Annotated in this window: 16 protein-coding genes and 2 pseudogenes; 10 read left to right on the top strand and 8 right to left on the bottom strand. The window is 67.4% G+C overall.

All coding sequences use genetic code 11. From position 1 onward, the window contains the following. Positions 1 to 66: 66 nt before the first annotated feature. From CDN36_RS16355 to CDN36_RS16345, 3 genes are all read left to right on the top strand, one after another. The gene (locus CDN36_RS16355; protein WP_174966436.1) at positions 67 to 681 is read left to right on the top strand and encodes a MarR family winged helix-turn-helix transcriptional regulator; all 615 of its coding nucleotides are present in this window, start codon (positions 67 to 69) and stop codon (positions 679 to 681) included. A 45-nt stretch (positions 682 to 726) separates the two neighbouring features. Further along, positions 727 to 936 (top strand): dodecin, encoded by a 210-nt coding sequence (locus CDN36_RS16350; protein ID WP_150556552.1) that lies wholly within the window; start codon positions 727 to 729, stop codon positions 934 to 936. 183 nt (positions 937 to 1,119) lie between these two features. After that, positions 1,120 to 2,619, top strand: coding sequence for an AMP nucleosidase (locus tag CDN36_RS16345; RefSeq protein ID WP_287497288.1), 1,500 nt, complete (start codon positions 1,120 to 1,122; stop codon positions 2,617 to 2,619). A gap of 23 nt (positions 2,620 to 2,642) precedes the next feature. On the opposite strand, the gene CDN36_RS16340 is transcribed toward CDN36_RS16345, so the two are convergent. From CDN36_RS16340 to CDN36_RS16330, 3 genes are all read right to left on the bottom strand, one after another. Further along, positions 2,643 to 3,896 (bottom strand): Hsp70 family protein, encoded by a 1,254-nt coding sequence (locus tag CDN36_RS16340; protein WP_150556554.1) that lies wholly within the window; start codon positions 3,894 to 3,896, stop codon positions 2,643 to 2,645. A 100-nt stretch (positions 3,897 to 3,996) separates the two neighbouring features. Next, positions 3,997 to 5,385 (bottom strand): MFS transporter, encoded by a 1,389-nt coding sequence (locus CDN36_RS16335; RefSeq protein WP_287497287.1) that lies wholly within the window; start codon positions 5,383 to 5,385, stop codon positions 3,997 to 3,999. Between the two features lie 212 nt (positions 5,386 to 5,597). Continuing rightward, the gene (locus CDN36_RS16330) at positions 5,598 to 6,890 is read right to left on the bottom strand and encodes a cytochrome P450 family protein (RefSeq protein ID WP_287497286.1); all 1,293 of its coding nucleotides are present in this window, start codon (positions 6,888 to 6,890) and stop codon (positions 5,598 to 5,600) included. A 145-nt stretch (positions 6,891 to 7,035) separates the two neighbouring features. On the opposite strand from CDN36_RS16330, the gene CDN36_RS16325 reads away from it, so the two are divergent. Next, on the top strand, positions 7,036 to 7,737 hold the full coding sequence (locus CDN36_RS16325) for an ArsR/SmtB family transcription factor (RefSeq protein WP_287497285.1): 702 nt from the start codon (positions 7,036 to 7,038) through the stop codon (positions 7,735 to 7,737). Between the two features lie 98 nt (positions 7,738 to 7,835). Here the strand turns inward: CDN36_RS16325 and CDN36_RS16320 are convergent, their stop codons facing one another. Further along, a complete protein-coding gene (locus CDN36_RS16320) occupies positions 7,836 to 8,138 on the bottom strand; it encodes a hypothetical protein (protein WP_287497284.1) in 303 nt (100 codons plus the stop codon). A 362-nt stretch (positions 8,139 to 8,500) separates the two neighbouring features. Continuing rightward, on the bottom strand, positions 8,501 to 9,064 hold the full coding sequence (locus CDN36_RS16315; RefSeq protein WP_287497283.1) for a glutathione peroxidase: 564 nt from the start codon (positions 9,062 to 9,064) through the stop codon (positions 8,501 to 8,503). 141 nt (positions 9,065 to 9,205) lie between these two features. Between CDN36_RS16315 and CDN36_RS22530 the strand changes: the two are divergent. From CDN36_RS22530 to CDN36_RS16305, 3 genes and pseudogenes are all read left to right on the top strand, one after another. Beyond that, positions 9,206 to 9,940 (top strand): annotated as a pseudogene (locus CDN36_RS22530) (tetratricopeptide repeat protein); the annotation flags it as partial. 279 nt (positions 9,941 to 10,219) lie between these two features. Then, entirely contained in the window at positions 10,220 to 11,380 is a 1,161-nt protein-coding gene (locus CDN36_RS22525; RefSeq protein ID WP_306345256.1) for a glycosyltransferase family 9 protein, read from the top strand. A 121-nt stretch (positions 11,381 to 11,501) separates the two neighbouring features. Then, positions 11,502 to 12,437, top strand: a complete 936-nt coding sequence (locus tag CDN36_RS16305) for an alpha/beta hydrolase (protein WP_287497281.1) — start codon at positions 11,502 to 11,504, stop codon at positions 12,435 to 12,437. Here CDN36_RS16305 and CDN36_RS16300 read toward each other — a convergent pair. Both CDN36_RS16300 and CDN36_RS16295 read right to left on the bottom strand, forming a co-directional pair. Further along, complete coding sequence (locus CDN36_RS16300) at positions 12,400 to 13,263, bottom strand: NmrA family NAD(P)-binding protein (protein ID WP_287497280.1); 864 nt, start codon at positions 13,261 to 13,263, stop codon at positions 12,400 to 12,402. The genes CDN36_RS16305 and CDN36_RS16300 overlap by 38 nt on opposite strands. 57 nt (positions 13,264 to 13,320) lie before the next feature. Further along, on the bottom strand, positions 13,321 to 14,649 hold the full coding sequence (locus CDN36_RS16295; RefSeq protein ID WP_287497279.1) for an FAD-dependent oxidoreductase: 1,329 nt from the start codon (positions 14,647 to 14,649) through the stop codon (positions 13,321 to 13,323). A 116-nt stretch (positions 14,650 to 14,765) separates the two neighbouring features. Between CDN36_RS16295 and CDN36_RS16290 the strand changes: the two genes are divergently transcribed. Together CDN36_RS16290 and CDN36_RS16285 are read left to right on the top strand one after the other, a co-directional pair. Then, positions 14,766 to 15,653: an AraC family transcriptional regulator gene (locus CDN36_RS16290; RefSeq protein ID WP_306345253.1), complete on the top strand. Its 888-nt coding sequence runs from the start codon at positions 14,766 to 14,768 to the stop codon at positions 15,651 to 15,653. Next, the gene (locus tag CDN36_RS16285; RefSeq protein WP_353846865.1) at positions 15,650 to 16,768 is read left to right on the top strand and encodes an ArsO family NAD(P)H-dependent flavin-containing monooxygenase; all 1,119 of its coding nucleotides are present in this window, start codon (positions 15,650 to 15,652) and stop codon (positions 16,766 to 16,768) included. Before CDN36_RS16290 ends, CDN36_RS16285 begins: the two co-directional genes overlap by 4 nt. Positions 16,769 to 16,993: 225 nt before the next feature. On the opposite strand, the gene CDN36_RS16280 is transcribed toward CDN36_RS16285, so the two are convergent. Beyond that, positions 16,994 to 17,746 carry a fumarylacetoacetate hydrolase family protein gene (locus CDN36_RS16280; protein WP_287497278.1) on the bottom strand — a complete coding sequence of 251 codons (753 nt, stop codon included), beginning with the start codon at positions 17,744 to 17,746 and terminating at the stop codon, positions 16,994 to 16,996. Between the two features lie 180 nt (positions 17,747 to 17,926). Here CDN36_RS16280 and CDN36_RS16275 point away from each other — a divergent pair. Further along, positions 17,927 to 18,175 (top strand): annotated as a pseudogene (locus tag CDN36_RS16275) (integrase core domain-containing protein); the annotation flags it as partial. Between the last annotated feature and the right edge of the window lie 258 nt (positions 18,176 to 18,433).

Here is an 18,433-nt window from a genome sequence, read left to right as displayed (position 1 = left end):
CGGCCCACCGGCCGCGGCGCCGGTTCCGGCTTGATATCGCTAAACATGTTTAGCATAATGCGGCCTATGAAAGTGTCCGATTCCGCCCAACGTTTCGGCTTTCTCGTGGCAGACATCCAACGTCTGTTCGGGCGCCGCTTCGAGCAGTTCGCGCAACGCACGCTGCCGATGACGCGTGCGCAGTGCCGCTTGCTCGTCTACCTCGCCGACAATCGCGGCGTGAGCCAGACCGTGCTGGCCGACATTCTCGAAACTCCGCCGCAGACGCTCGCCCGCATGCTCGAGCGCATGGAAGAGGCGGGCTGGGTGCGTCGCCGTCCCGACGCGCGCGACCCGCGCATCGAACGCCTGTTTGTCACGCGCGCCGCGGTCGAGCAACTGAAGATCGCCCGCGCGCTCTCAGACGAAGTGCGCAACGAGGCGTTGCACGGGCTGACGGCCTTCGAGACGGTGCAGCTCACGCAGTTGCTGCAGAAGGTGCGCCGCAATCTCGTCAATGTCGTTCCGACGCCGCTCGACACCGTGGTGCCGGCCGTGCTGCGTCGCGCACAGGAGGACGCGCAGCGCTTGCCGCACGCGTGTGCGCCCGGGCTCGAGCGCGACGACGGGGCTGCCGGCCGTCCCGGTGGCGACGCGCCCGATGACACCCTGTCGGAATACACCGACTTGCGGCCGCAGTAGCATGCGCCTAGGATGGAAAGTCTCCTCACTCACCCGGAGACTGTCATGACCGATCACGTCTACAAGCACATCGAGCTGACGGGCTCGTCGACGAAGTCCATCGACGACGCCGTCAAGTGCGCCATCGAACGCGCGAGCAAGACGCTGCGCAACCTGAACTGGTTCGAGATCACCGAAACGCGCGGCCATATCGAAGACGGCGAGGTCGCTCACTGGCAAGTCACGCTCAAGGTGGGCATGCGGCTCGAGGACTGAGCGCTGCCTCGCTGTCGTCGCATTCGCGCGGGATGGCGCGGGATGGCGCGGGGCGGCGCGGGCCGGCGCGGGCCGGCACTTTCGGCGGCACACGCATGCCTCGCACGCCACCGCGCGCGTCATACAGTCGTGTCACAATAGGCGCATACTCGACATCATGAAAAAGACAGAAGAGGTTTGCGCATGTCAGAACAAGAACCGGTCCATGCCACCCGATCGATCACCGATCCGGTGGAAGCCGTCGCCTACCTGAAGACGATCTACGACGCTAACACGGCCTATCTGCGCGCCGCTTTCGAACGATTCTCGACCGACAAGGATCTCGCGCGCCGCGTGAGCGCGCATTACCCGTTCATCCGCATCACCACCGAAGAGATCACCCAGCTCGACAAGCGTCTGTCGTATGGCTTCGTGTCCGGGCCGGGCAGCTACCAGACGACCGTCACGCGTCCCGACCTGTTCGAGAACTACTACGTCGAGCAGCTTCGCCGGCTGGCGCACAACCACGGTGTGGCGTTCGAAGTGGGCGTCTCCGACGAGCCGATCCCCGTGCACTTCGCTTACCAGGACGGCGTGTATCTGGAAGGCGACCTCGACCAGACGCACCTGCGTGCCATGCGCACCGTGTTCGACGTGCCTGATCTTGCGACGATGGACGACAGTATCGTGAACGGCACGCGCGACCCGCTGCCCGACGAGATCCTGCCGCTGGCGCTCTTCACGGCGCCGCGCGTGGATTATTCGCTGCACCGCCTGCGTCACTACACGGCGACCTCGCCCGAGAATTTCCAGAACTACGTGCTTTTCACGAACTACCAGTTCTACATCGACGAGTTCGTGGAGTTGGGGCGGGAGTTGATGAGTGCGAGCGACGATCCTGCCGTGCGCGAATACCGCAGCCAGTACACGGCATTCGTCGAGCCGGGCAATGTCACGCACTGGAATCAGAACATCGCCGCGCGGGCGTCGGAAGGCACGGCGCCCGCGCGCCTGCCGCAGATGCCGGCGTACCATCTCGTGCGCCCCGACAACACGGGCATCACGATGGTGAACATCGGCGTCGGTCCGTCGAACGCCAAGACGATCACCGACCACATCGCCGTGCTGCGCCCGCATGCGTGGATCATGCTCGGCCACTGCGCCGGGCTGCGCAACTCGCAGCGTCTGGGCGACTATTGCTTGGCGCACGGTTATGTGCGCGAGGACCACGTGCTCGACGACGATCTGCCGCTGTGGGTGCCGGTGCCGCCGCTGGCCGAGGTGCAGGTCGCGCTCGAGCGGGCCGTCGCCGACGTCACGCAACTGGACGATTTCGAGCTCAAGCGCGTGATGCGCACGGGAACGGTCGTTACGGTCGACAACCGCAACTGGGAGTTGCGCGATCACCGCGAGCCGGTACAGCGCATGAGTCAGAGCCGCGCGATTGCGCTGGACATGGAAAGCGCGACCATCGCGGCGAACGGTTTCCGCTTTCGCGTGCCATACGGCACGCTACTGTGCGTGAGCGACAAGCCGTTGCACGGCGAGCTGAAGCTGCCCGGCATGGCCGACCGCTTCTACCGCGAACGCGTCGACCAGCATCTGAAGATCGGCGTGAAGGCAATGGAACTGCTGCGCGACAACGGCCTGGACCGGCTGCACAGCCGGAAACTGCGCAGTTTCAACGAAGTCGCGTTTCAGTAACGTCTGGCGGACGGCGTGTTCGCTCAGGCGAACACGCGCTTGGCGTGAATGCCGAGGCCCAGCGCCACGCTGGCCAGACGATCGCCGAAGACCGGCGCCGCGTTGGGGAATGCGGCGCACATGGCGCCGGACAGACAGCGAAGACCGGTCGAGCCGCCGGTGAAGTAGAGCGCATCGACGTCCTCGGCCCGCAAACCGGCCAGCGACGCGGTATGCACGGCGCCCGCCGTAATGCGCGCGATCTCCTCGCTCACCGCTTCCACCAACGAGGCTTCCGAAAATGCCACGCCGAGGTCGCGCTCGATGACGCCGAGGTCGATGCGCGTCTCGCCGCCCGAGGCGACGTCGATCTTCGCAGCTTCCGCATGCCCCACCAGCGCATGGCCGAGGCGCTGCTCGACGGTGCGCATGAGGCGACGATGATGCGCCGGATCGGCGTACAGATGCGCGGTGAGCGCGAGTTCACCCACGCGCTTGGGCGTGTACACGGTGTTGATCAGGTGCCAGGTGGCCAGATCGAAATAGATCCGGCTGGGCACCTCCTTGCCGTCGGGGCCGAGCGACTTGTAGCCGAGCTCGCGCAGGATCGTGGCGAGCTCGATGCGGCGATCGAAGTCGGTCCCGGCGATGTGCACGCCGTGATGCGCCAGCACGTCGTCCTTGCGGTTCAGATGGCGCGCACGTTCCGGACCCACGCGAACGAGCGAGAAGTCGGACGTGCCGCCGCCGATGTCCACGACGAGCACCTGCTGCTCCTGCGTGAGGCGCGACTCGTAGTCGAAGGCCGCGGCGATCGGCTCGAACTGGAACTGCACGTCCTTGAAGCCGACGTCGAGAGCGCTCTGTTCGAGCGAGCGCTGCGCGGCGGCGTCGGCGCGCGGATCGTCATCGACGAAGAATACCGGCCGGCCGAGCACCACTTGCTCGAGGTCGCCGCCGCTCGCCCTGAGCGCGTGCGAGCGCAGGTGGCGCAGGAACGTGGCGATGATGTCGATGTAGCGCATTGCGCAGCCGTTGCCGAGATCGGTGGTGCTCTCGATCAGGGACGAGCCGAGCAGGCTCTTGAGCGAGCGCATCAGGCGGCCGTCGTATCCGTCGATATATTCGGAGATGGCCTGACGGCCGAACGACGCGCGACCGCCTTCGTCGGCGTTGAAGAAGACGGCGGTCGGCAGCGTGCCGTAGCCGGCTTCGAGCTCGACGAGACGCATGGCCGCGCCGTCTTGCACGGCGACGGCGGAATTCGAAGTGCCGAAATCGATGGCGCAGAAACTCATGGCATTTGCGGCCCGCGCGCGCGAGCCGTAAAAGGTCGGCAGTGTAGCACGGCCAGGCGGCTGGCCAGATGTCGGCCCGGCACGCGTGCGGGCGCGGGCGTCATCCGCGTGCGGAGCGTGCACCCGGCTGCGCGGACGGCAGCGTGCGCAGGCTGCTGACGACGGCCGCAACCGCGGCGAACGCCGCGGCCACGTAGAGCGATGCGCGCGTGCCGGCGCCCTGTGGCGCCACGCTGAAGACAAGGGCGACGAGTGCCGCGCCGGTCGTCTGTCCGGTCAGGCGCGCGGTGCCCAGCATGCCGCTCGCGCCGCCGCTGCGGTGGGCCGGCGCGGACATGAGCATCGCGTAGTTGTTGGGTGACTGGAACAGGCCGAAACCGAAGCCGCACAGCGCCATGCGCCATACGATGTCGCCGGTCGTCGCATGCTGTGGCAGCAAGCCGAGCGCGAGCAGGCCGAGCGCGAAGGCCGCAAGTCCCACTGCGCCGAGCAGGCCCGGCTTGTAGTGTTCGAGCAAACGTCCGGCCATTGGCGCCACGACCATGATGGTGAGCGGCCAGGCGGTCATCAGCAGGCCGGTCTGCACGTGGTCGAAGCCGAGCGTGTCCTGCAGGAAGAAGGGCAGCGACACGAACGCGAGCATCTGCGCGCAGAACGACGCCATCGACGTGCAGATCGACAGGCCGAAGATCGGGATGCGCAGCAAGTCGACCGGCAGCAGAGGTACCGGCTGTGTGCGTTGACGGCGCACGAACACCGTGCCGATGACGACCGCCGCGGCCAGTTCGAGCCCTACGAGCCAGCGGTCCTGACCGTGCCCGAAAGCGTCGATGCCGGAAATCAGCAAACCGAAGGTCAGCGCGCTGAGCACGGCGCCAGTCCAGTCGAACGCATGCGAGGCGCGCTTGCTGTCGGGCAGCGAGCGCACGGCGATCGCGAAGGCGACCACGCCCAGCGGCACGTTGATCGCGAAAAGCCATGGCCAGTGCGCGACCGAGAGCACGCCCGCCGCGATGGTCGGACCGGCTGCCGACGAGAAGGCGACGATCAGCGAGTTGAGCGCGACCCCGCGCCCGAGCCAGCGCGACGGGTAGATCGCCTTCACGAGCGCGGTGTTGACGCTCATGATGCCGGCCGCGCCGAAGCCTTGCGCCACGCGGGCGACGGTCAGGGTGACGAGCGAGTCCGAGAGTGCGCAGGCGAGCGATGCCAGCGTGAAGAGCGCCAGCCCGACGGTGTAGACCTTCCGATAACTGACGATTTCGCCGAGCGCGGCGAGCGGCAGCAGCGAGATGGTGATGGCGAGCTGATAGGCGTTGACGATCCAGATGGATGTGGCGGGGCTCGCGTTCAGATCGCGCGCGATGGTGGGCAATGCCACGTTGGCGATCGCGCCGTCGAGCACCGAGAGCGAGATGGCAAGCATGACGGTGGCGACCGCCCAGACTCGGGCGGGCATGGGCATGCCGTCGGTTTGTGTGTTGGACATGAGTGCGATGCTGGACAAAACGGATCGCGTGCCCACAAAGAACGGCCGCGGCGCGCGCAGACTTGCATCCTGCCTCAATTTCGCCAATGCGGCGGCGACGGCCCGCAACGCCTTGTCGTTAAAGGCTTTCCGATTTTGACTGCGTGTTTTGTCTGATGAAATTTAAGTTTCGTCCAATAAAACAAATGCTCCGACGTGAAGCGACGAATGTATCAATCCGCCGGCGGCATGAAGCGGGCGATGCGGATATTGCTCAGCGGATGGTAGGTGATGCCGGCGGCCACGGCGGGCAGATCGATGCCGGAATCGAGTACCGTCTGGACGCCGACGGCCGCGATCGTGCCGGCGGGCGCGCGGCCCGGGCAGGCATGTGCGCCGCGACCGAAGGTCCAGGCGCTGTCGTCCGCCGCGGCGCTGGGCGCCGCCGACGCCAGCACCACGAGCACCGATTCACCTCGCGCGATCGTGCGCTCGCCGATGACGGCCGGCGCATGCAGGAAGCGGCGCGTGTTCTGGACGGGAGGGTCGAAGCGCGTGACGTCCGCGATGGCGCACTGGGCGTGCCTGAAGCTGTCCGGCGGCGGAGCGTGGTCGGATGTCAGCGGCCCGCGAGCACGCGTTTCGCGGCGCGCGAGCCAACGCAGTCCGTTCGCCACGAGCCCTGCGGTGGCGTCGTGCGCTTGCGTGAAGAGACCGACGATGTTCGCCGTGAGCCCGCCGAAGTCGATGGCCTCGTCGCGCTGCGCGCCGCGTGCCGTGGCGTGCAACCAACTGCCGGACGCGGCGTCGCCGTCGAGCCAGCGAGTCGCGCGAGCCTGCATTGCCGATGCGGCGTAGTGTCCGCGCGCGATCGTGTCGTCATCGAGCGTCGGGCGCGCCGCCCGCGCCACGGCGGCCACGAGGCGCCGGACGTCGTCGTGTATGGCGCGCCACTGGTCGTGCGGCACGCCGATCCACGCGGCGAGCGCATAGACGGGCTGGCGGAAGACGAAATCGTCGAGCCGTGCGGGCAGGGCGCTGGCGTCGGCCGCCAGGGATTCGGCGGCGTGGCTCCAGGCACACCGGCTCGCAAGCCGAAGCCGCGCCAGCGCATTGGCGTCGGGCTGCAGCGTTGCGAGCCGCGCCTGCAGCCAGGACTTGAGCGCCGCATGCCCCGGGCCGTCGTTCATGCGAACGAGGGCGCCGAACCACTCGCCCGCGGCGCCTCCCGCCAGCGCCGCAGGAACGACGGCCCCCGCAGGGCGAACGCCGCACGCCGGATGCCGGAGCACGGCGCTCACTGCCTGCTGTCCGGCCGCGATCCACATGCCGAGCGATGCGTCGAAGTCGAACGAGCGGCACGCGGCCAGTGCCTCGTAGTAGGGATAGGGGTCGGGATGCGCTACGGCGGCCAGCGCGTTTGCCGGTGCGCTTGTTAGTGCGTCGGTTAGTGTGTCGGTGAGTGCGTTCGTTGGCGCGTTTGCCGACACCGGCATCGCATCGGAACTCGTGTGAACGTCGGACATGAAGGCACCTCCGGTGTGGGGTAGTCGAAGATCGCGGTGAAATCATGTTGCGACAGTCGATGCGCGGCACGTTTCACCACGCGCTGAAGTATCGAACGCGCAGGCCGGCCTATACTGCGGGCATGTACGGCAAAGGAGCGGTGCGATGGACGTTGCACGAGACCATGCCCCGAGCGTCAGTTCGCTGGCGGCGCTGCTCGCCGACGCGGGGCGCATGACGATGCTCTGGGCATTGATGGACGGTTCGGCGCGCCCGGCCGGAGAGTTGGCGCTGGCGGCCGGCCTGTCGCCGTCAAGCGCGAGCGCTCACCTGGCGAGACTGGTCGACGGCGGCGTGCTGGCGCAGGAGGCGCGCGGGCGTCATCGGTACTTTCGCATTGCCACGCCGGAAACGGCCGCGGCAATCGAAGCGCTGGCGAGCGCGGTGCTGGCCACGCAACAGGTGCGCCCACGTCCGGCGCCGGTGAGCCGCGCCACCCCGGCGCCGCTGCGCCACGCGCGCACCTGCTACGACCACATGGCGGGCGAGATTGCCGTCGAGTTGTTCGCGCGCATGCGTGCGCACCGGTGGATTCGCGTCGACGGCAGCGACGTTGTGCTGACCGACGCGGGCACGAGCGGCTTCGCCGCGTTGGGCGTCGATCTCGACACCGCCCGCGCTCGCCGCCGTCGTTTCGCCTGCACCTGTCCCGACTGGAGCGAGCGCAAGCCGCATCTCGGCGGCGCCTTGGGGGCGGCGCTGCTCAGCGCCTGTCTCGAAGCGAAGTGGCTGGAGCCGGCGAGCGAGCCGCGCGCCTTGCGCGTCACGCCGCTCGGGCAGCGCGAGCTTGCCGCCCTTGCCGTGTGATCCGATTGCACGACGCATCATCCGCACGATTCCGGCCATCAAAAAAACACCCCGCCCAGATGCGGGGTGTCATTCACTGCCGGCGAGCTATCGGCCGATCAGTTGCCTCGATAGGTCGAGTTCATCAGCACGGTCGAGCCCTGCACACGCGCGGCGAGCGGCGTGCCGTAGGGTTTCAGGACCGGATACTGGCTGTCGGTTTGCGTGAGCGCGCCTTGCGCGTCGATCAGCGCCTCGCGCACCTGCGCGCGCGGCACGGCAAGTTTTTCGCTGTACACGCTCGACTGCCAGAAGAGATTCTCGTCCGGATAGCCATTGCCACCGGTGCCGGCGAACGCGGCCGGAGCAGCGGCCACGGCAAGGGTCGCGGCCAACATCAGACGGGTAAGTGTGCGGCTCATGATTTTTCTCCTGTCATTGCTTTCCGGGTGGTCGGCCGGCGCACTCGAGTGCCCGGCACCGCCTACGCTTCTACGGTAGGACGACCACGCCGCGGGAGAAACCGCACGCGACGCAACAGTGAATTGCGGATAACGCATCGCCGCGAAGCCCTTGCCATGCAAGGGCTTCGGGCTCATCGCGCTCATCGGGCTCATCGTGCATTACGGAGGCAATCGAGCCGCGACTCTAATGAAGACGTCAACTCCCCGCGACGCGACGAACTGTCGCAGGTGGCGACGGCGACGTCGCTGCGGCTCAGAACCGGTCACCCACAGCCGCGAGGAAGATGTCGCTGTCGCGGTCGTAGCCAGCGACGACGCGATTATTGTTGGCAGGGTCCTGACTTCGCGAGTTCGGCGTCGATGGCGGCGAGCAGGCGCGGGTCGTCGGCCTTCACGTCGGGTGAAAAGCGCGCGACCACCTGACCATTGCGGCCGATCAGGAACTTCTCGAAGTTCCACAGGATGTCGGCGGGGTTCTCGCGCTCGATGCCGAAGCCCTTCAGACGCTCCCGGAACGGGCCTTCGCCGATGGCTTCCGGCTTTGCCTGGACGAGCGCCGTATACAGCGGGTGACGATCGTCGCCGAGCGCGGAAATCTTGGCGAACAGGGGGAACGTGACGTGGTACTGCGTGGTGCAGAAGTCGCGGATCTGCGCATCGGTGCCCGGTTCCTGGCCCTTGAAGTTGTTCGCCGGGAATGCCAGCACTTCCAGACCCGCCGCGCGTTTCTCTTCGTACAGGCGCTGCAGCCCTTCGTATTGCGGCGTGAGACCGCACTTCGAGGCGACGTTGACGACCAGGCGCACCTTGCCGGCGTAATCGGCCAGTGACGCGTCGCTGCCGTCGTTGCGCTTGACGGCGATGGTTTCGATGTTCGTGCTCATGAGATTCCCTGTGTTGAGTCGTTCGCCGAGTTTAGTCGAGGTGGCGGGAGTTCGCTGGAGGGACTCGGCGCGCCGGATTGACATGGCCGCGACCGGCATGGAAGTATCGCGCATTGTCCGGCGCTCCCCGATCCCTTTTCAATGTCTTCCTCTTCCCCCGGTACGCTGACGTTCGCGCAGGCGATGGCGCTGGCGAATTCCCATTGGCAGGCCGGACAGGCGGCGCAGGCCGAAGCCTTGTGCCGGCGGGTGCTGGCAGTCGCTCCCGAGCATCCTGACGCCCACTATCTGCTGGGGCTCATGGCGCACGCTTACGGCAAGCGTGACATGGCGATCGGGCATCTGGAGACCACGTGCCGGGCGCCGCATGCCCACGCCGCATGCTGGTCCGATCTCGCGGAGATGTATCGTCAGGCGGGGCGGCTCGAGGACGCGGTGCGCGCCGGGCGGCGCGCCGTCGAAATCGATCCGGCCTTCGCCGCCGGCTGGAACAACCTCGGCATTGCCCTGCAGGAAACCGGACAGCTCGAGCAAAGCCTGTCCTGCCTCACGCGTGTGAGCGAGCTGCAACCCGGCTCGGCCGATGCGTACAACAATCTCGGCAACACGGCGCGCTTGCTGCGCCGTTTCGATTTGGCCGAAATGCATTACCGCCAGGCGCTCGCGCTTGAGCCGCAGCGCGCCGATACGCTGAGCAATCTCGCCTCGCTGCTCAGTGCGCTGCGGCGTTTCGACGAGGCCGAGTCGCTGGCGCGGCGCGCCATCGACCTCGCGCCGGACTTTGTCGACGCTTACCGGAACCTGGCCGATATCGAGCTGTCGCGAGGCAACGTGGCGGCGGCATTGCAGATCGTCGAGGTGATGTCGGCGTTCGCGGCGCAGCACCCGTCGACGCTTGTGGCGCGCGCCACGGTTCTGCGACTCGTGGGCCGTCTGGACGAGGCTCTGGCGAGCGCACGCGCCGCGGTCGAACTCGTGCCGGAAAGCGCCGGCGCGCGGGCGGCGCTGGCGGCGGCAGAAGCGGCGGCAGAAGCGGCGGCAGAAGCGGCGGCGCAAGCGGCGGCGGGAGGGCGTGCGGCGCGAAGCGCTTCGGACACCGCGACAGCGCTCGTTGCACCGGTTGCCAACGCGTCGCAAGGGCAGACGACGCAGACGCTGGCCGCCATCCACGAGGCGGCCGCCAAGCGCATCGAATCGCAGGATTTCGAGGGCGCGGAGGCACTGCTGCGGGAGGTGGCTCGCGCGGGAGCGGCACCGATGTCGGTGTGGCGCCTTTTCGCGCTGGCCTTGCGCGCCCAGGGCAAGGCGCATGAAGGTCGGGACATTCTCGAGATGCTCGCACGCCAGGTGCCGGGCGATCTGTCGAATCGCTTCGATCTTGCCGAGACGTTGCTTCTGCTGGGCGACTTCGAGCGCGGCTGGCGGGAATATCGCTATCGCTACAGTCTCGTCCACACCCAGTCCATCGAGCGCAAGGTGCAGCGTCCGCGCTGGGAGGGGCAGCCGATTCCGGGGCAGACGCTGCTCATTCACGACGAGCAGGGCTATGGCGACACGTTCCAGTTCATGCGCATGGCGCGATGGGCTCGCGAGCGCAGCCAGGCGCGCGTGATCTTCGAGGTCAATCCGCAAACGCTGTCGATCGCGAAGCGCATGTGGGGCGAGGCGGACCTCGTCGCGCGCGGCACGCTGCCGGTCGCCTTCGATCAGCACTGCGAACTGATGAGTCTGCCCATGGCCATGGGCCTCAAGCTGGAGGACCTGCCGGGCGACACGGCGTACCTGAGCGCCGATCCCGCCCGGGTCGCACATTGGCGCGATCGCCTGGCCGACGTGCCCAGACCGTGGGTCGCCGTGGTGTGGGCCGGCAGGCCCGAGCATCCCAACGACCGCAACCGCTCCATGACGCTCGGACAGCTCGCGCCGCTGGGTGCGAGCGGCGCCACGTTCCTGTCGATTCAGAAAGGCCCGGCCTCCGCGCAGGCCGCTACGCCCCCGGCAGGCATGTCGATGGTGTCGCTGAGCGACGAGATTCGCGATTTTGAAGACACGGCCGCCATCCTGCATCTCGCCGATCTGCTGATCTCCGTGGACTCGTCGCCCGTGCATCTGGCGGGGGCGATGGGGCGTCCGGTATGGGTTCTGCTGCCGTTCGTTCCCGACTGGCGCTGGCTGCTCGATCGCGACGACTCGCCGTGGTATCCCGGCATGCGCCTGTTCCGGCAGCCGGCATTGGCACAGTGGCAGCCCGTGGTGGAGCGTGTCGCAAAGGAACTGGCGGCTTTCGCGAGCGCCTGTCGTCATGGCCAAGGCTGAGGCGCGCTCGCACCGGCACGGGGCCGTGCCGCATGCGCTTCATTCGCTTCATGCGGCTCGTGCGGCTCGTGCGGCTCGTGCGGCTCGTGCGGCTCGTGCGCCGTGGCGCATTCCAGGTCGTGTGGCGGCGCTTGTCGCGCTGACGCTCGTTTCCGGCTGCGCGAGCTTCGATCGCAACGCTCACGCCGACTCGCTCGCGCGGCCCGCAGGACTTCGCCGGGAAGTGATCACGGCGGGGGAATTCAAACTCACGGCCTTCTCCCGAATCACGCGTGCAGACGCGCCGGTGCGCATCTATATCGAGGGCGATGGACTGGCGTGGGTGTCGCGCACGGAGCCGTCGCTCGATCCCACGCCCGTCGCGGCGACAGGGCTCGCACTCGCTGCCGCCGACCCGGCCGGGAACGTGGTGTATCTCGCGCGTCCGTGCCAGTACACACCGATGGAGGACGACCCGCACTGCGAGACGGCGTACTGGACGGGCAAGCGGTTTGCGCCGGAGGTCGTCGCGTCGATGGATGCGGCCGTCGGACAAATGGCGTTGCGCGTGCCGGGCCAGCCCGTGGAACTGGTCGGTTATTCGGGCGGCGGCGCAATTGCCGTGCTCGTCGCGGCGCGCCGCCGCGACGTGGCATCGCTTCGCACGGTGGCCGGCAATCTCGACGTCGAATACGTCAACCGAATGCATCGGGTCTCGCCGATGCCGGCCTCGCGCAACCCCATCGACGTCGCCCGCGAGGTGGCGACGATCCCGCAGACACACTTCAGCAGTGCGCAGGACACCGTGGTGCCGCCCGAGGTCGCACGCCGATTTGCGCGGGCGGCAGGCGGCACATGCGTGAGAACGCCCGTGGTGCCCGGTGTGGCGCACGACGGCGACTGGGCGCGACGATGGCGCGCGCTGCTGGCACAGGCGCCGTCGTGCGGTGCGCCGATGGCGCGCGCTGCTGGCACAGGCGCCGTCGTGCGGTGCGCCGTGAGCCGCCTGCGCGCAGCAGGTGCGTTGACGATATCCCGCCTCAGCTCTCGCGCACGAGGGCCGCGATGGCTTCGTTGAGCGTGACCTCGCCGCGCAGGGCGTGCTGCCCGCCGTCGCGAAAACGGAAACTGCCGTCGTTGAAGCCGTCTAGCATCTGAATGCGCGGCAGCGGATTACGCATGCCCTGCGCACGAAACAGGGGGTCCCAGGCGGCGCGCGGTACGGCTTCGGCGTGCACGTCGCGAACGAGCGCACGGGCGAGGGCGGCGGCGATGTCGTCGGGGGAGTAGCGCTCGGGCCCTTCGATTTCCCAGATGCGCTCGTCGTGGAAGTCGTCCTGCATGGCGCGCGCCGCGAAGTGTCCGACGTCGCTCGTCGACACCATCGGAATCGCGCGGTCAACCGGCTGCAGATAGCTCGGGAACACGCCGCGCTCGCGCGCCGGGGCGATGTCCCATGCGAAGTTCTCCATCAGCCATGCCGGGCGCAGGAACGTCACCGGCAGCGCGAGCGACGTCATTGCCGTCTCGAACATGCCCAGCGCACTGAGCAGGCTCGGCGCGTCGCGGTCCGCGCCGATGCTCGACAGGCACACGACGCGCTTCGGGCGCGCGGCCGCCAGTGCTTGCCGGACGGCGTCGATCAGATGCCGCGCGTGCGAGAAGTCGGGTTCGGGATCGGCGTTGGGCGGCAGCATCACGAATACGGCCTCGCTGCCGCGAAACGCATGGGTGAGCGCCTCGACGTCGCCGTGCTCGGCCACGGCGATCTCGCCGCCCAGCGTCGCCCATCGGCTCGATCGGACAGCGTCCTGAACGACGGCCCGCAGCGGCAGTCCCGCCGTGAGCAGATCATGCCCGATCACCCCGCCAACCCGCCCCGTGATGCCCATCACCGTGTACATGGCCACTCCTCGCGCGCTTGAACGTTGCCGTAAAAGTAACACGGGAGCGGTGGTGGCTCACAGGTGAATGGCGTCCGCGGCGGAGCTCACCCGCGCTTGCGGCGGCTGGCGCCGCGCGTTGAGCAGCGCTGCCCCGGCATCGGCCAGGCGCACGGCTTCGCGCGCACGCTCACACATGTCGCGCTCGTGCGACGCGATGGCTTGCGCGAGCGTGATGTGTCCATCCGCGACATGCTGCAGATGCGCCGCCAGCCGCTGGGCGTCGCGCAGCGCGGTATTGGCGCCAAGGCCGCCCGCGGGGCTCATCGTGTGGACGGCATCGCCGAGGCCCGTCACGCCGTCGATCTGCCACGGCAGCGGGCTCGCCGTGCTGCGCACCGGCATTGTGCGGACGGTGTCCGGGGCGGCGTGCGTGAACAGCGAGCGCAGGTGCGGGTGCCACGTTTCGGTCAACGATTCGATGCGCGCGAGCGGCGCGCAGCCGCTGAACTCTGCGCTGACGGGGGGCGGGCCCAGCAACGTCTCCGACGGGCCCGCGAACGCCCAATAGAGGTAATCGGTCACGGGCGAGAGCGGCATGTGCTCCGGGCCGGCGTGCGCGGGCACGGACGGCGCCGGGCGGCGGAACAGCATGGCGTCGATGACGACGGCGAAGCCGTCGGCGAAGACGACCGTGCTGCCTTCCATCACCGTGGCTTCACCTTGCCGGTCCATGAGCACGAGCAGTGCGGTGGTGAGCGGCGTGAGGCCATAGACGCACACGTCGCCCGTGGTGCGCGGCGCCATGCCCGGCAGCACGTACTCGCGCACGCGCGAGTGCGTGCCGTCGGCGGCGACCACGAGGCCCGGCGCGCTGCGCGTGCCATCTTCGAAGTGAGCGATGCGACGGCCGTAGTCGTCGGTCGTCGTGCGCACGAAGGTCTTGCCGAAATGGACGCGATCGAGAATGCCGTCGAGCAGGATTTCACGCAGCGTCTGGCGGTGCAGGCTGAGGTCGCCGGGAATGCCGTCGGATGCCGAATCGCGGCGTGCCGCGGCTGACGGCCCGCGGCGGCCATGGCCGCTCACGCCTGCATCGGTGTGCGCGTCATGCCAGCTCGGCGGCAGCGCGACGTTGGCCGCGTCGAGTTGCGGCGTGACGAAGCGCCCGCCCATGCGCGCGACGGCGGCACGCTCGCGCAGGCGCTCGGCGTGCGCTTCGGGCACGCATTGCGAGAGCGCATCGAAGCCGTCGGCGTCGATGCGCAGACGGTATCCCTGAAAGCGGGCGGCGGGCGCTTCGTCGCGCTCATAGACGTCGAACGAGATGCCCGCGCGGCGTAGCCCCTGGGCAAGGCACAGGCCGCCAAGACCCGCGCCGACGATGGTGACATGCAAGGCTGACATGGTGTAAATGGGCCGCCCCGAGGCGGCCGGCAGTGGCACTTCCGCCATTGTCTGCGCGCTCGACGTTGACCTGATAACATCGTTTGGTCATAAAACAATGTGAAACGGACAAAGCGATGCTGACCGATCTGTCACCTGTGCCGATGTTGACGCCACGGATCGCGCTGGACGATACGCCGCTCGCCCGCGCCAAGCCGAACGACCGCCTCGATGGCCCGCCCGTATGGGCGTTCGGCGGACGCGACCAGGAGCGCAGCCTTTTCCGCGTGGGCACCCGCGAGCTGGACTGGCATTCGCACGTGCGCGGGCAACTGTTCTGTATTCATTCAGGGCTCGTTCAGGTTCACACGCCAATGGGCGCGTGGCTGCTGCCGCCGTATCGGGCGGGGTGGATTCCGCCGGGGATGACGCATCGCGTGTCGCTCACCGGCGTGGTGAGCGGATGGATCGTGCTGGTGGCCCCGCATGCGGCGGCGGGGCTACCCGACGCGCCGCGTGTGGTCGGCGTGTCGGAGTTGCTGGCGGCGCTCGTCAATCGGGCGTGTTCGTGGGCCGCGCGCGAGACGTTGAGCGAGGACGAGATGCGTCTGTCGCAGGTGCTTGTCGACGAGATCGGGCGCTCGCCGGCCGAGCCGCTCGGGCTGCCGATGCCGAGTGACGCGCGGGCGCTGCGGATCGCGCGCACGGTGCTCGGCGATCTGGGCGCGCATACGCCGCTCGAGGCGCTCGCGCGGCGCGCCGGTGTGTCCTCGCGCACGGCCAGGCGGCTGTTCGTTGCCGAGACCGGTATGGCGTTCACGCAGTGGCGTCAGCAGGCGCGTCTGGTCAGCGCGCTCGAGCGGCTGGCCAACGGCGAGCCGGTTGGCACGATCGCCGACTCGCTGGGTTATTCGACGCCGAGCAACTTCATTGCGATGTTTCGGCGCGCGTTCGGTGAGTCGCCGGGGCGCTATTTCCGGCAGGTGGGGCCGCGCGTGCAGGCGCATGAGGAGGACGCGGCATGACCGGGCGCGACGCGGCAGCGATGCGGCACGTCGATACGCTCGTGGTCGGCGGCGGCCAGTCGGCGCTCGCAACGGCATATTTCCTGCGTCGCTGGGCGGTGGACTACGTCGTACTCGACGATCAGCCCGCGGCGGGCGGGGCGTGGCAAAACGCGTGGCCGTCCTTGCAGCTTTTTTCCCCCGCGCAGTGGAGTTCGTTGCCCGGCTGGCCAATGCAAGGCGGCGAGCGGCACTACCCGTCGCGCGACGACATCGTGGCGTACTTGCGCGAGTACGAAGCGCGCTACGCCATACCGGTGCGCCGGCCCGTCCATGTGTCGACGATCGTCGCCCGCAACGACGGGCTTCATGTGCGGACCGATCACGGCGACTGGCTGGCGCAAACGGTCGTCAGCGCGACCGGGTCGTGGCGCGCGCCGTATGTGCCGGCATATCCGGGGCAGGAGGCGTTTCGGGGGCGTCAGATGCACTCCGCAGACTACCGGGGGGCGCAGGCGCTGCAGGGGCCGAAGGTGCTGGTCGTCGGGGGAGGCAATTCCGGGGCGCAGATTCATGCCGAGGTGTCGCGATGGAGCGAGGCGACATGGGTTACGCTCGCGCCGCCGTCGTATTTGCCCGACGACGTCGACGGGCGGGTTCTGTTCGAGCGTGCGACGGCGCGATGGCAGGCGGCGCAACGCGGCGAGCCCGATCCGTACCCGAAGGGCGGCTTGGGCGATATCGTCATGGTGCCGTCGGTGCGCGAGGCACGCGCGCGGGGTGTGCTGCACGCGGTGCGACCGTTCTCGCGCTTCGTCGATGACGGCGTGGTGTGGCCGGACGGCACGCATTCGCACGTCGACGTCGTCATCTGGTGCACCGGCTTTCGCCCAGCGCTGCAGCATTTGGATGGGCTGCAACTTGCCGACGCGCAGGGGCGAATACGCGTGTCGGGAACGCGCGCCGCCGACGAGCCGAGGTTGTGGCTGGTGGGCTATGGCGAGTGGACGGGGTACGCGTCGGCGACGTTGATCGGTGTCATGCGAAGCGCGAGGGCAACGGCGCAGGAAATCGTCGCCCATCTCGAAGGACGGCCAACGTTGGGAGATTCAGGCGCGCCAGGTGAACACGCGTGAACGATCGTTTCCACGAGAGCCTGAAGCTCCTCTTGTTTGTCCGTCGAGGACGCATCAAACGGTTCGAAAACCGAAAACGCCCAGGCCAGCAAGCGTGGAGAGTACCGAAAGTGCGCCCCTTCGGATGCGGACGATGCTCGTTGAGCTCAGGAAAGGTTCTCAGGAACGTGGCAAAGAACATCCTGTCCCCGGTCTCGCGCTTCGCGCTTGCACATGCGGAAAACATCAACGCACGACGCGATTCCTCAATACGCCGATGCCCTCCACCTCCAGCTCGACGGTATCGCCCGGCGAGAGAAACCGCATAAGCTCAAGTCCGCAACCGCCTTCGACGGTGCCTGACCCGATGAATTCGCCCGGGTAAAGCGTTTCGCTGCGCGAGATATGCGCGATCAGGTCTTCGAACTTCCAATACATCGTGTTCGATCGGGCACGTGTCCATTCTTCGCCGTTGACGCGGGCAATCATCGTCAGGTTATAGGGGTCGGTGAGTTCGTCGGCAGTGACGAGGCAAGGCCCCATCGGATTTGCCGTGTCGAAATCCTTGCCTTTTGCAGGACCCAGTTGACCTCCCATTTCGGCAGTCTGTGCGTCGCGGGCGGTCATGTCGTTGAAGATCGTATAGCCGTATATGTAGCTGCGCGCCGCTTCCTTCGACACGTCCGTGGCTTGCTTGCCGATGAAGAAGCCGAACTCCAGCTCGAAGTCCAGGACATTGCTGTAAGCGGGCCAGCGAACATCGTGGTCGGTGCCGATCACGGCGAACCGGTTGGCCTTGTAGTAGATGGGCTGCTCATAGAACGTCTTCGGAACGGCGAGAATGCCCTCGCGCTCCAACTCGGCGAACTTCGCTTCGGGGTCGGGAAACTGCTGCGCACGCAGCCTTCGGGCATTGCGAAACGCCTGGACCAAATGGCCTTCGAAGCACAGGCAATCTCTCATCTGTACGGGGGGCTGAACCGGGGCGTCCAGAATCACGTCGGCGCGCGGAATGCGGGCGCTGGCGGGAGCACTTCGGATAGGGATTTCGCGCTCGCTGTTCCACTACGAATCACGCCGCCGAGTTGACGACGAAGCGCTGACTGGCCGGATGATGGCCATCGCCGCGCAGAAGCGTCGCTACGGCTATCGCCGGATTCACGTGCTGTTGCAGCGGGATGGGCCTACGAAGCCGGTGTCACGCTGTCGTTCATTCGGCCTGGCAAGCCGGTGGAGAACGCCTATATCGAGAGCTTCAACGGGCGGTTCCGCGATGAATGCCTGAACGAGCACTGGTTCGTCTCAATGCGCCACGCCAAGCGACCGATTGAAGAATGGCGTATCGAGTACAACACCGAGCGGCCTCATAGTTCGCTCGGCTATCTGACGCCTGTGCAGTTCGCCCGGGCGCACGACGCGAAGCAGTAGTTTTTAACCTCGAGCTCTAACTGCAGTCCGGACTAAAACCGGAGGCAGGTCAATCTCGATAGAAGTCCGATTACTGGGATGCACTGCTCCTCACGCTTGCCGACAGAGTAATGGATCGAGGCAAAAAGCCACATCCCTGATCGGGGCATTGCAGCGTGCTCCATGGCGATTTTGCGGAATATTCCGCAATCTGTGGATAACTACGTTGGTGAGTGCTTCGGCGGAACGCCAAGAATTCTAGTGGTGCCCAGGGCCGGA

The organism is Pandoraea sp. CB10b_02, from assembly GCF_002216225.1.
Taxonomy (GTDB): Bacteria; Pseudomonadota; Gammaproteobacteria; order Burkholderiales; family Burkholderiaceae; genus Pandoraea; species Pandoraea nosoerga.
This window is presented reverse-complemented; position numbering and strand designations above follow the sequence as displayed.

Coding starts and splice junctions, on each gene's coding strand:
- CDN36_RS16355 (WP_174966436.1), top strand. CDS start 67: ATGAAAGTGTCCGATTCCGCCCAACGTTTCGGCTTTCTCGTGGCAGAC.
- CDN36_RS16350 (WP_150556552.1), top strand. CDS start 727: ATGACCGATCACGTCTACAAGCACATCGAGCTGACGGGCTCGTCGACG.
- CDN36_RS16345 (WP_287497288.1), top strand. CDS start 1,120: ATGTCAGAACAAGAACCGGTCCATGCCACCCGATCGATCACCGATCCG.
- CDN36_RS16340 (WP_150556554.1), bottom strand. CDS start 3,896: ATGAGTTTCTGCGCCATCGATTTCGGCACTTCGAATTCCGCCGTCGCC.
- CDN36_RS16335 (WP_287497287.1), bottom strand. CDS start 5,385: ATGTCCAACACACAAACCGACGGCATGCCCATGCCCGCCCGAGTCTGG.
- CDN36_RS16330 (WP_287497286.1), bottom strand. CDS start 6,890: ATGTCCGACGTTCACACGAGTTCCGATGCGATGCCGGTGTCGGCAAAC.
- CDN36_RS16325 (WP_287497285.1), top strand. CDS start 7,036: ATGGACGTTGCACGAGACCATGCCCCGAGCGTCAGTTCGCTGGCGGCG.
- CDN36_RS16320 (WP_287497284.1), bottom strand. CDS start 8,138: ATGAGCCGCACACTTACCCGTCTGATGTTGGCCGCGACCCTTGCCGTG.
- CDN36_RS16315 (WP_287497283.1), bottom strand. CDS start 9,064: ATGAGCACGAACATCGAAACCATCGCCGTCAAGCGCAACGACGGCAGC.
- CDN36_RS16300 (WP_287497280.1), bottom strand. CDS start 13,263: ATGTACACGGTGATGGGCATCACGGGGCGGGTTGGCGGGGTGATCGGG.
- CDN36_RS16295 (WP_287497279.1), bottom strand. CDS start 14,649: ATGTCAGCCTTGCATGTCACCATCGTCGGCGCGGGTCTTGGCGGCCTG.
- CDN36_RS16290 (WP_306345253.1), top strand. CDS start 14,766: ATGCTGACCGATCTGTCACCTGTGCCGATGTTGACGCCACGGATCGCG.
- CDN36_RS16285 (WP_353846865.1), top strand. CDS start 15,650: ATGACCGGGCGCGACGCGGCAGCGATGCGGCACGTCGATACGCTCGTG.